Annotated in this window: 12 protein-coding genes and 1 riboswitch; of the genes, 4 read left to right on the top strand and 8 right to left on the bottom strand. The window is 25.8% G+C overall.

Features of this window, described 5'->3' with window-relative positions:
* The first annotated feature begins 36 nt into the window (after positions 1-36).
* A complete protein-coding gene (locus I2E98_RS09455; protein ID WP_195468670.1) occupies positions 37-876 on the top strand; it encodes a tetratricopeptide repeat protein in 840 nt (279 codons plus the stop codon).
* A gap of 99 nt (positions 877-975) precedes the next feature.
* Here I2E98_RS09455 and I2E98_RS09450 read toward each other — a convergent pair whose 3' ends face one another.
* The 3 genes from I2E98_RS09450 to I2E98_RS09440 all read right to left on the bottom strand — a co-directional run bounded on the left by I2E98_RS09450 (position 976) and on the right by I2E98_RS09440 (position 3,952).
* Positions 976-1,131 (bottom strand): zinc-ribbon domain-containing protein, encoded by a 156-nt coding sequence (locus I2E98_RS09450; RefSeq protein ID WP_133015847.1) that lies wholly within the window; start codon positions 1,129-1,131, stop codon positions 976-978.
* Positions 1,132-1,292: 161 nt separating this feature from the next.
* Positions 1,293-2,438, bottom strand: coding sequence for an AI-2E family transporter (locus tag I2E98_RS09445; RefSeq protein WP_195468669.1), 1,146 nt, complete (start codon positions 2,436-2,438; stop codon positions 1,293-1,295).
* Between the two features lie 194 nt (positions 2,439-2,632).
* Positions 2,633-3,952, bottom strand: a complete 1,320-nt coding sequence (locus tag I2E98_RS09440) for an amino acid permease (protein ID WP_195468668.1) — start codon at positions 3,950-3,952, stop codon at positions 2,633-2,635.
* Between the two features lie 74 nt (positions 3,953-4,026).
* A riboswitch (Lysine riboswitch) is annotated at positions 4,027-4,201 on the bottom strand.
* A gap of 198 nt (positions 4,202-4,399) precedes the next feature.
* Between I2E98_RS09440 and I2E98_RS09435 the strand changes: the two genes are divergently transcribed.
* Positions 4,400-5,926 carry a hypothetical protein gene (locus tag I2E98_RS09435; protein ID WP_195468667.1) on the top strand — a complete coding sequence of 509 codons (1,527 nt, stop codon included), beginning with the start codon at positions 4,400-4,402 and terminating at the stop codon, positions 5,924-5,926.
* A 57-nt stretch (positions 5,927-5,983) separates the two neighbouring features.
* Here I2E98_RS09435 and I2E98_RS09430 read toward each other — a convergent pair whose 3' ends face one another.
* Together I2E98_RS09430 and I2E98_RS09425 are read right to left on the bottom strand one after the other, a co-directional pair.
* The gene (locus I2E98_RS09430) at positions 5,984-6,859 is read right to left on the bottom strand and encodes a radical SAM/SPASM domain-containing protein (protein ID WP_195468666.1); all 876 of its coding nucleotides are present in this window, start codon (positions 6,857-6,859) and stop codon (positions 5,984-5,986) included.
* Between the two features lie 53 nt (positions 6,860-6,912).
* On the bottom strand, positions 6,913-7,440 hold the full coding sequence (locus I2E98_RS09425; RefSeq protein WP_195468665.1) for a thioredoxin family protein: 528 nt from the start codon (positions 7,438-7,440) through the stop codon (positions 6,913-6,915).
* 203 nt (positions 7,441-7,643) lie between these two features.
* Between I2E98_RS09425 and I2E98_RS09420 the strand changes: the two genes are divergently transcribed.
* Positions 7,644-8,024, top strand: a complete 381-nt coding sequence (locus I2E98_RS09420; protein ID WP_195468664.1) for a VOC family protein — start codon at positions 7,644-7,646, stop codon at positions 8,022-8,024.
* Between the two features lie 146 nt (positions 8,025-8,170).
* On the opposite strand, the gene I2E98_RS09415 is transcribed toward I2E98_RS09420, so the two are convergent.
* Positions 8,171-9,616: a hypothetical protein gene (locus tag I2E98_RS09415; RefSeq protein ID WP_195468663.1), complete on the bottom strand. Its 1,446-nt coding sequence runs from the start codon at positions 9,614-9,616 to the stop codon at positions 8,171-8,173.
* A 221-nt stretch (positions 9,617-9,837) separates the two neighbouring features.
* Here I2E98_RS09415 and I2E98_RS09410 point away from each other — a divergent pair, with 221 nt between their 5' ends.
* Positions 9,838-11,379, top strand: a complete 1,542-nt coding sequence (locus I2E98_RS09410) for an ATP-binding protein (protein WP_195468662.1) — start codon at positions 9,838-9,840, stop codon at positions 11,377-11,379.
* Between the two features lie 160 nt (positions 11,380-11,539).
* On the opposite strand, the gene I2E98_RS09405 is transcribed toward I2E98_RS09410, so the two are convergent.
* Together I2E98_RS09405 and I2E98_RS09400 are read right to left on the bottom strand one after the other, a co-directional pair.
* Entirely contained in the window at positions 11,540-12,163 is a 624-nt protein-coding gene (locus I2E98_RS09405) for a cyclase family protein (protein ID WP_195468661.1), read from the bottom strand.
* 168 nt (positions 12,164-12,331) lie between these two features.
* Positions 12,332-12,772 (bottom strand): deoxyuridine 5'-triphosphate nucleotidohydrolase, encoded by a 441-nt coding sequence (locus I2E98_RS09400; protein WP_195468660.1) that lies wholly within the window; start codon positions 12,770-12,772, stop codon positions 12,332-12,334.
* Positions 12,773-12,931 lie beyond the last annotated feature (159 nt).

Genomic DNA, 12,931 nt, shown 5'->3' with positions numbered 1-12,931 from the left:
AACTTTGCTAAAACAATACAACTAATGGAGGATTTTATGGGAAAAAATTTAAACAAAGAGACTATAATTTTACTATCTATAGCTACAATTTCTTTAATATCAGCAACTTTTCTTGGAATACAATTAGCTATAATTTTATTCTTAGTATTATTTTTAGTCTACTTAATCATTACAAAAAAACATTATATTAAAGTATTTAAGGGTATGAACGCATATAAACTTGAAGATTATACAACCGCATTAGAATTTTATAGAGATGCAGCCATGTCTACTTGGGCTAATGGTGTTATAATAACAAATTACTTAATTTGTGAATTAAAATATGGTAAACCATCAATAGCAAAAGAATATGTAAATGAAAATTTAAAAACTAAATCTATTAAACCACATGAGATTCTAAATTTAGAAGTTACAAAAGCAATTGTTAATTGGAAAACTAGCTCAAAAGAAGAAGCAATAACTTCTTTAAAAAACTTATTAGCTAGTAATAAAAACACTTATATATACGAAACACTAACTTCATTATTATTAGGCTCTAAGAAATTTGATGAAGCAAAGAATTATGTTATTGAAGCTATGGAGTTTAATTCTGATAATAACATCATTAAATCTAACTATGCAGAAATATGCTATAAGCTTGAAAAATTTGATGAAGCAAAGAAATATTTTGATACTTTAATTGATGAAAATGTTCGTTTTATTGAACCTTACTACTATACTGCATTAATAGAAGGTAAAAACGGAAATTTTGAAAAATCTATAGACTTATTAAGAAAAGCACAAGGATTAAATGAATCCTTAGTAAGTCTAATCAGCCAAGTTGATGTTGAGCAAGCTCTTAATTCAATTATGATAAAATCATTAAATTCTATATAATAAAAAAATCTGGAAACTATCTAATGATAGGTTGCCAGATTTTTTGCATTAAAAGAGCTATAGAATACTTCTATAGCTCTTAAGAAACATACTTTATAATTATCTTCTATTATTTTGTTGTTTCTTAGCTTTTCTACAAGCTGGACATCTTGTTGGTTCATTTTCAAATCCTTTTTCCTTGTAGAATTCTTGTTCTCCTTCAGTGAAAACAAATTCACTTCCACAGTCTCTACATGTTAATGTTTTGTCTGCCATTTAAAATTCCTCCATACTATGAAAGGTTTAAACAAAAATAACAACAAAATAATGAATTATTAGTTACTGTTTGTATACCTTCCTTGTCTTTACATTATTATAGTATAGACACTTTTAAAATTTATATACATATATAAATAATATTATTTATATTTTTCTGTTTATATAGGTAATCCTTTTTTTCTTAATCTTTCCTCAACTATTTCTTTAATTATTGAATAGAATATTGCAAATAAAGGAACTCCTATTATCATTCCTACAAATCCCATAAACTTAGCTGCAACTAATAATGAGAATAATATCCAAAATGCCGATATTCCAATTGAATCTCCCAATATCTTAGGTCCAATTATATTTCCATCGATTTGCTGAATTACAATTATGATTACAACAAACCATAATGCTTGTATCGGAGACACAAATAATATAATTATTGCTGCTGGTATCCCCCCTATGAATGGACCAAAGAATGGAATAATATTAGTAACACCGACTATTACTGAAATTAATAATATATACGGCATCTTAAATATAGTTAATATTACAAAAGTTAATAATCCTATTATAAATGAGTCTAAAATTTTACCACCAATAAATCTACTAAATGTCATATTACTTTGAGTTGCTAATCTTAAAATAAATTTAGCTTTTTCCTCTGAGCATAATGCATATACTATTTTTTTACCTAATGCCATAAATTTTTCTTTATCTATTAATATATAAATGGAAATTATTATTCCTATTATTATATTTAATATACTAGATGTTGCACCCACTATAAAATTACCAATAACCGGTACTAAATTACTTATTAGTGTTATAATATATGTAATTGCTTCACCAAATTTATCAGTAATTAAACTAATGTATTCTGGTTGTAAATTTAAATTATCAAATATATCATTAGTAACCTTTGTTAGATCATTTAGATATTGAGGTATATTATTTACTAACCCTATAATACTATCTAGTAATTGTGGTAATACAAATTGTATAAATAAATATGTAATTATAGTTGCAGTAATATAAGTTAATAATAATCCTATTCCTCTTTTACCTGACTTTTTTAATCTTTTAAAAGTTTTATGCGATAATATATAATCTTCATAAAATTTTAAAATAAAGTTTAATAAATATGCTAATGCCCCTCCTATAATAAATGGTTGCAGTGTTCCAATAAAATCATTAACACTTGCTTTTATTGAGTTAATCTGTGAAATTCCTAAATATAAAAGAATACTTGCACAAATAACTAAAAATGCATACATTGCTATTGTTGCGTATTTATTATTCCAATTTATCTTCATTTTTTTCCTCCACCTCTAAAATACTACTTCTATTTTAACATAGTTTATAATTAAAAGTTATTAAGATTTTCTAAAGTTAATTATTTATTAAAAATAATTTAACTTTACAAAAAAGCCAGTAAATAATTAATGAACTTTATCTGTTTTAATAGACAATCTATAGTTCAAATTATTACTGACTTTTTTAATTAAATTTATCCTAGCTTATTCTTATGATAATTATATATGTATACAGGTATACCTATTAACATTAATATAAATCCCCACATAACAGTTTCTGCTCCTGAACCATATATAGTCCAAAGAACATATATAAATGCTAATAATGGTAAAATAGATTTTTTAATAAATATTTTAAAGTTAAACTTTTTCTCTTCTTTAAAAGTAAGCATCATTTCTGCTGATATGCTTAAAAGATAAACTGGAAGATATGAAAGTGTTGCAAGTATTGTTATAAATGTAAATGCATCAACCATACCTTTTTGGAAATTCATTACTAATAATATATTAACTAATACTGACCCAAATATTAATGAATTTACCGGTGTTCCTGTCTTTTCATTTATCTTACCAAAAAACTTAGGGAATACTCCATCAACTCCAGCTGCATAGCCTACTCTAGCTGTAGATAAAAGCCACCCAATTATAGTTCCTAAAATACAAATAACAACAGCAATTGTAAGGATTTTTCCTACTTGAGTTCCTAATGCATTAGTTAATATATCTGTAAGTGGTGCTGAACTTTGTGCTAATTCCTTATTATTCATAGCGCCCATACTACCTATACTTATTAATAGATATATTGCTGCAGATATTATAAGTCCATAAATTGTACTTTTTCTTACATTCTTCTCTGGATTTTTTAGTTCACCTGCTGCCACTGTTGCACTTTCAAGTCCTATAAATGCCCAAAGAGTTGAAGTTGCTGCTAACGGAACTGTACTAAGTCCCTTTTCCTCTGGATATAGTGGTAATATATTAACCGAATCAAAATTTAAAAATGCAACTATTATAAATAATGCAAAAAATGCTATTTTAAATACTGTAACAAATGATTGAATCTTTCCAGCTTTTTTTACACCTGATATGTTTATTAAAGTAAAAATCCATAGAACTGCACTTGAAAATATTATTGATATTGTAGGATTATTTAATGCCGGAAATACTACTGATGCATAACTAGTAATTGCAACTAATATAGCTGCATTTCCTATCCACGAACCATTCCAATAAAGCCAAGCACTTAAAAATCCAGCAAAGTCACCAAAAGCCTCTTTAGTATAGTGGTAAGCTCCGCCTGTTGATGGATATTTTGTACCAAGATTTGCAAATGAAATTGCAATTAATATAGATCCAACTGTTGTTAAAATCCATGCAATAATTGTAGCTCCTGGTCCAGAAACCTGTGCTAATGTTGATGGTAACATAAATACTCCAGAACCAATCATATTACCACACACAAGCATTGTGGCCATAAAAAGACTAATTTCTTTTTTTAAACTCTTGTTTTCCATTTTTCCTCCTTAGTTTGGGGTAAAAAAATAAGCCCAAAGCCTACTCTTTGAGCTTGTACTTACTAATAAACAAACACAAAGATAGCTCTCCACAATTATTATTGTGACAGTTTTGCATATATTTTATACAAACCCAGTATATAGATTTAAAGCCTCCTCTATATACTTCGGCAATATTACCTTTCATATTAATTCATCGTGCTTATCTCCTTAATATTACTCTTTAATATTGCAACCTCTATCTTTACCCTATATTTAATAAAAATCTTATTTTTATTATTTTCACTTTGTCTTTTTCGACATTTTCCTACACAAGTAATTTTAACAACTTTTCAATAAATGTCAACCTGATTATATTTTAAATGTAACTTACAATTTTATATTTTCATATATTGTATATTAGATATAAAATATCTAAAAACCAAATGATAAAGGAGAATTTATGTTATGTATTCTTTTAAAAACATTACCCCAACAACTGGATTTGATTCCAACAATTTAAACAATGCCCGTCAAAATAATTATGCTTGGTCAATTGAGCAATTAGATCAATATATCTATGTTGGTACTGGAAGAAATATTGCTTATAATATAATCAATAGTATTTCACCTGAAATAATTACTCCTATTTCAATAACTCCACCTGCAGCTAATAATTCTCCTGAAATTTGGAGATATAAAAAAGATGATACTCTATGCTGGGAAAAGGTTTATTCTGTTCCAAAGTATCTTCAACTATCAGGACTTAGATTTATAGTTTCTCATAAACCTTTTAATGGCAATAACAACCTGTATGCTGCTAGTTATGGTGGAAAGTTAAAGATATTTAAATCTAGTAATGGTGTAAATTGGTTTCCGCTTTCTGATATGATCCTTAAAGGAACCTCGTCTCGTGCAATGATAAGCCATAAAGGCAAATTATACATTGCTACTATTGATGAAAAAAATCCTACATTAATTCCTAACTTATATAGTAGTATAGATCCAGAGTTTTATCCCTGGGAAGATGTAATCAATGCTGACAATCCATTATATGATAAATCTAAAAATCCAAATGGCTCCATAAGCGAAATGAAAGTTTTTAATGATAAAATTTATGTTGCTACCAATAATACTGATGGCGTTCAAGTTTGGAGAACAAATAACTCTACACCAAAACTAAATGATTGGACTCTTATTGTTGACAATGGATTTGGTGATGCTGCAAATCAATATACTCTAAGTATGGGTGCTTTTAAAAACTATCTTTATGTAAGTGCTACTAAAAAACTTCCTCTAACTTGGCTTGCTCCAATGGGATGTGACATTATAAGAATCTCCCCTAATGACAATTGGAAATTAGTTGTAGGTAGCAAACCTGTAATTCCTTCAGCTCCATCTAAAGGAATAAGAACTAATAGCTTGTCTGGTTTTAACTCTGGTTTTAATAACCCTTTTAATGTATATGCATGGCAAATAAAAGAATATCAAGACAAATTATTAATAAGTACTTTTGATGATTCAAGTAATATGGAAGTTATCTTAGAATTTCTTGTTACTAATAAGACTACAATAGAAAATAAAATTGGCACTGCAACAACAAATAAACTTATTAAAATATATCAATCTATAGTTTCTCAGTTAAACTCTATAGATTATCCGTTTGGATTTGACCTTTATGAATCTACTGATGGAATTAACTTCACACCAGTATTTCTAAATGGTTTGGCTAATAGATACAATTATGGTGGCAGAACTCTATTTGTAGACTCTTCTAATTCTCTTTATATTGGTACTGCTAATCCTTTTCAAGGTTGTGAAGTTTGGAAAGTTAAATTTAAATCTAATAATACTCACTGTTATTCAAAGAAAACAAACTATAGATGCCTATTATCAATCAAAAAAGAAATTAATGACAACTTTGAACTATTAGATAATTATATGCCAACATTATTAAAGGTTATTTCTCAAGAAAACAATCTTAGCTTTTTTTAATCTATATAAAGCACCTAATAAGAATATTAAACTTATTAGGTGCCTTTCATTGAATTATTACTTTTTAAACCTAGTAGCATAACCACATTTTTTACATAAATCTTCAACTGCTACTCTTCTTGAAAAACCATTATATATATTAGTTGCTCTTTCACCCTCTAGTACTTCTTTTAATGATTTTTCAAAAATATTTCCTAAAGGTAAATTTCCGTCACTATCTAAACAACATGGTACAACAGTACCATCTACCAAAATTCCAATTTGATTTCTAAGTCCATAGCAAAAAACTTCTTCTCCCAAACTATCAATTTTTATATCTGGCCATTGAAATTTTTCTGCCATATTTAAATATACTTTATCCTTTAGCTTAATTCTATTTGTTTCTTGTAACTTTTCTGCCAACGAAAAATCAAGATTTAAGTTTTCTTCAAGCATTTTTAAAATTTCTCTATTTAAGTTATTCTCACCCTTTAAATCATTACTATCCATGTTCCATAGTCTTATTGCACAAATTATATCACTATTTTCTCTAGCCTTTATTATAAAACTACTAACATCTTTCAAGTATTCTTCTAATTCCACAGTTTTTTTATTTGCTTCAAAACTATGAAGAGAAATATTTACTTGTCTTAATGACCTTGCTTTAATAAGCTTATCTCCAACCTTATTTAACAATGTTCCATTAGTTGTTAAATTAACATGAAGTCCCTTATTACCGCTTTCCTGTAAAAAATCTTCTATATTTTCATTTAATAAAGGTTCTCCCATCAAATGCAAATATATATGCTCTGTAAAAGGCTTTACTTCGTTTAAAATATAATTAAATTCTTCCTTATTCATAAATTTATATTTTCTTTTAGTCTTCGGACAAAAATTACAACTTAAATTACAAACATTTGTAATCTCTATATATACCTTTTTAAACTTTCTCATTTGTTAATCTTCTCCTTATACAAAAACATAGGAGAAATCTCCTAGGTTTAACCTTACTTATCTAATCTATTAAATGATATATATTCATATTTCTTACCAGTAATAAACTTAATTAAATCTAATTGAATTAAATCATTATACTTTCCATTTCTCATTTCATCAATTATTTCCTGTGTCTTTTCCTTAGGATTATTTATTAAAATATCCTTTACGCCTTTAGGAAACTCCACAAATTTTCTAATTACATTATTATTATCTATAACCATAATAGTTGGTACTTTCATTTCACCAGATAATTTACTTAATAATTCTTCATTATCATTTTTTAATAAAAATTTCACTTCAATATTTTCGTTAAATTGAGAAAGTTTTATTAAAAATGGTAATATTGTTGCTGAATCCTTACATCTAGTTGATGTTATTACCAATATTTTAATATGTTTATTTAAACTTATTATATCTCTTAGTCCTTCTTCTAAAATTTGACCTTGATCATATAATTCATTAATAAATATCATTTCTTCATCATTAGCATTCCTTAAATATTCCTCATAATCCATTAACTTAACATTTGTTAACATACTTACTCCCCTAAATAAATTTAAAATATATCTATAATGAATATAATAAATATATTCATATTTCACCATATACTTATTAATATTATCATACTTAATTAATTATTTCTACTAACCTTAATATTCCAAACTTGACTCTTGTAATAAACTTCCTATATTGATATAATTAATAAACATAAATTTTTATATAATTTTGGAGGTATATTATGTCTATTAAAATGTTACATACTTGTGTTAGAGTTATGGATTTAGAAAAATCATTAGAATTCTATAAAAATGCTTTAGGATTAATCGAAACTAGAAGAAAGGATTTTCCTGAACATAAATTTACTTTAGTTTATTTATCAAATAAAGAAGGTGGTTATGAATTAGAGTTAACTTATAACTATAATCCTGAAACACCTTATGACCTTGGAAATGGGTTTAGCCACATAGCTATAGGTCATCCAGACATTGAATCTTTAAGAGAGAAACATATAGAACTTGGTTACGAAGTAACAGACCTAAAAGGACTACCTGGTGAACCACCTCGTTACTACTTTGTTACAGATCCAGACGGATATAAAGTTGAAGTAATTAGATCATAATTGAATAATATTACGCACCACATGGAAGAGAAAAATTAATGATATTACTGGAAGAAATATTGTAAATGAGTTTTAGAATTTACACAATTTCTGTAGGGAATATCATTAATTTTCGTCATCACGGCATTCAAGCTTTAACGAACAATTTAGTTAATTCTTTTTTTTAATCTTTTTAGTTCTTCTATTGATGGATAAGGTTTAGAATGCTTTAATGCCTTATTTATATTTGCTATAGCTTCCCTCTTCTTACCACTTCTATATTCTGCATCAATTAAATAATATAAATATTGTGGTGTTTCTCTTGTCCTATCAATTAATTTCTTATAGTACTCCTCAACCTTTTCAAAGTAATCCCTATCATATTTAGATGTTTTTTCTAAGCTATCTCCTCTAAATGAATATATTTGTACCTTATAAGCCTCTCCAGTTTCATGACTCCATAAAGCAATATCAGATGTTCCACTTCTTCTATTATCAAACTCTACTATTTCAACTTTAGAGTAATTTATCTTATCGCCCTTTAGTAATTTATTAAATTTATTTTCTTTAAATTCTACTATATCCAAAACAGACCATATTGAACCAATTCTCCATCCAATAAGAATATTATTATTAGACTTTGGTTTTAACTTAGTAATTACTAAATCAGATATATCATACCCTTCCCCCACAATTGTATCTAAATGCTTTATTACTCCTTCAACTTCTCTAAATACAGATATATATTGAGTATCTTTAGATTTATATCCACAAATTATTTCATCAATTCCATCTCCATCAATATCCTTATTAATTAATCCATTACTACCACCAAACTTATTAAGATTAATAAGAATTGCATCATCAGGAAGTTGACTTATAATTTCTTCCTTAATATCATTTGTTCTAGTCATAATAGAAATATTTTCTCCATTATTAGTAATATACTTATTCAATACCTTAGCTTCATTATTTTTTAAAGAAATTACACTATTAATCTCACCTAAAATATTACTATTATTAATTCCTATTATTTTTTGATAAACTAATAAATTAATTAATCCATCTTCTAAATCATATATTAAATCTACTTTATTAATATATGAAATACTAGGATCCTCATTAGTTTTTATCTTACCATCTCTATCATAGATCTGTTTTAAATAATCCTTACTACTATTTCTAATATCCATAATATATTTTTTTTCATATGCCTGACAAAGAACTTCTATTCTATATTCCTCTAAATACTTTGAAACACATCTATACTTCTCTGAAAAGTCTTCACCATTAAATATCTCTACCAAATTTCCATTATTATATTTATATACTAAAGCAATTGCATATCCACCTGATCCACCTGTTTCTCCATAAATATATATGTCATCACTATTGTTACTTGAAAATTTTCCAACAAAAATCTTAATATTATAGCCATTAAGTTTAAGTGGATATTCTTCAATATTATTATTTTCATCCTTAATAACAATAGTTGCTCTTTCAACATAATTGCTATCTTCATGTAAATAATCACCTTTTAAAATTATGGTTTCTTCTTTAGCTCCTCCATAAACATTTCCGTTTTTTATATCAATAATAGATTCTTTCCTCATATTTACTTCCTTTTAATTGTTTATATTATATACTATTCCTTAATTTTATAAAGTGAAAATATTTATTAAATTTTATCTAAATCTTTTTTTCTTTACTTTTTTAAACATTTTTCCTTATTTTGAACATTTTTTATTAAAAATACTACAAATTTCATTTATTTCTTAGTATAATTACTTAAAGAGAATAAAACTTAATGTATCACACTAAAATTGGGGGAACAATGGAAGATTTTTTTGATAAGCTACAAGATAAAATTCTAATTATTGATTATTCCGGAAAAATTTTGTTTTGCAATAAAACTTTATTAAATCAGCTACAATATCAATTAGATGATCTTGACAATATATATAACCTAATAATTAACTCAAACATAAAATTTAATACTATAGATATTAACTGTAATAAAGAATACATCGTAGATATATTAACAAAAAATAATTCTACAATACCTTTCAAATTAAATTTATCATTTAGTAGTTTCAATAACTCTGATAGTATTTTTATTTTATTAAGAGATATTACAAGTAATTACTTATTATCAGAAAATTTAGAAGAAAACTTTAAAATTCATACAAATACTGAAAAAGAATTATATTTCCTTCTAAAAACAGCTACTGATATAACTTCTATTATGTCTGTTAATGGCTCATTTATAAAAATTAATGAAGGTTGGCATAATCTTTTGGGATATACTTCAGATGAACTGATAACCAAAAACTGGTATGATGTTATTCATGAAAATGATATTGATATAATTAAATCTTTGATAGATAATAGTCTAGCTTCTGAATCAATTTCAGAAGCATGTACAAGAGTTATAGATAAAAATCATAATATTAAATGGATTCATTGGATTTTCTCTTATATACAATCAGAAAATATTATTATAACAACAGGTAGAGATATAACTGAAGAAAAAAGATTGGAAGTAGAGAAAAAACTTATGGAAGAAGCCCTTCACGTTGAAAGTGTAAAAAATGAGTTTTTCGCTAATATCTCACATGAATTTAAAACTCCATTAAACATAATTTTAATTAGTTTACAAGTTATAGGTCAAAATCTAAATAATAACAATATAATCATAGCTAATGATTTTAACTTTAATAAATATACAGCTTCTATTAAACAAAATTCCTATAGATTATTAAGATTAGCTAATAATCTTATAGATATTACTAAAATAGATACAGGACATTATGAAATTCATAAGAAAAACTGTAATATTATTTCAATAATAGAAGATATCACTCTTTCTGTTGCTCAATATGTTAATTATAAAAATATAGAACTATTATTTGATACAACTGTTGAAGAACTTATTATTTGCTGCGATCCTGATAAAATTGAGAGAATAATGCTAAATCTTTTATCAAATGCAATAAAATATACTAATTCTAATGGTACTATCAATGTAAATATTGATACTACTGATACTAATGTTATAATTTCAGTTAAAGATACAGGAATTGGTATATCAAAAGAAAACCAATCTATAATCTTTGAAAGATTTATGCAAGTAGACGATACTCTTACAAGAAAATGTGAAGGTAGTGGAATTGGACTTTCTTTAGTTAAATCTTTAGTAGAAATGCATGGTGGCAAAATAGCCGTTTATAGCATTGAAGGAATAGGATCAGAATTTACATTTACTTTACCTAAAGCTGTTATACCTAATTCTAAAATTATATATGATATTGATGATACTAGCCATTCTAAAGTGGAAAAATGTAATATAGAATTTTCTGATATTTATGCAATATAAAAATTAAAACTAATATATTTAACATAATTCAAGGTTGATTCTTTTATCAACCTTGAATTAAATCAAACAATTTATTCTATTAATATATTAACCATTATCTTAATATATAAAAATAACAGAATACAAAATGTACTCTGTTATTTTATAACTATATATTATTTTAATATCCCTTATATACAGCAATTGCTCTTACTAAACTTGCTTCACCTTGAATTTTTAATGGTTGTGCAAATATTTGTATTTCTTCATTATATAATAACTTATTTAAATTTGTTAAGTTTTCTAAAATAAATATTTCGTTTTCAAATAATTTTTTATGAATATCAAATTCACCATTATCAGGTGAAGGCATATCCATTCCTAACATCTTAATTTTCTTTTTAATTAAAAGTTCTGCTAACTCTTCACTAATTACAGGATGATTGTTATAGTATTCCTTCTTCCCATAAAAACTATCCCATCCAGTAAATAATAAAACTATATCATTTTCCTTTATATCTCTATAATAGTCATCCTTTATTCCTATTACCTTCTCACCACGTACATCTAATAGTACTGCATTACCTATAAATTTATCTATTGAATATTCAGAAATGAATTTTTTATTTTTACACATATGTAAAGGTGCATCTATATGAGTACCTACATGCATAGATGTAGAAAATGAATATAAATTAAATCCATCCTTCTCATAATCTTTTTCTTTATTTGAATTTAGCTCCATATCACCTGGATAAACAGGCATTTCGCTTTTTATATCATAAGATAAATCAATATACTTCATAATTTCCCACTTTCTCCCTTTTGTTTGGTTATATTAATAATTTTACCCACCCTTTGTTTGTTTATTTTATCATGTTTTACATTTAATTACAATGTATTATTTCTAATTTTTAAACACTATTTTTAATTTATCTGCATAATGAATATATACAAAATTATACTTAATAAATTATCTTTCTCCTGTACTTCCAAAACCACCACGATCAGTATTGTTAAAGAATTCTACTTCCTCAAATTCTATTTCTGGCATTACTTCCATAATTCTAAACTGACCTATTTTATCACCTTTTCTTATCCAAGTTCCATTTTCATCTTTAGCCTGCAAACAATATACTGGCATATGCCATTGATCATTATCACCTATATATGTATCATCAACAACTCCTACACTGTTTGTTTGAATTATTCCCCAAGTTTTAAATGTTGAGCTTCTTGGTGCTAAATGTCCTTCCCATCCTTTTGGTAACTCTAGTGCAAATCCAAGAGGTACCATTGCTCTCTCATTTAAAGGTACAAATATATCTTTATTGGCATAAACATCTATCCAATTTCCCTTACTAATTTTTTTCAATTTAGTTGCATCATCAAAATACTTTATCTTCATTTTCATAGCTTAGACCCTCATTTCTTTCGTTTAAAATCATTTTATCATATTTTTATTATATTTTTTATATAAAATGATTTATTCAAGTTTTATATATTTAAAGGTTAGAGTTAGAATACTTCCTCTTTAATATATCCTAACTCTATAATCAGTAATTATTATTTT

It is taken from the genome of Clostridium sp. D43t1_170807_H7 (genome assembly GCF_015555905.1).
Taxonomy (GTDB): domain Bacteria; phylum Bacillota; class Clostridia; order Clostridiales; family Clostridiaceae; genus Clostridium.
The sequence above is the reverse complement of the archived record's forward strand: the minus strand, read 5'-3'. Positions and strand labels throughout refer to the sequence as shown.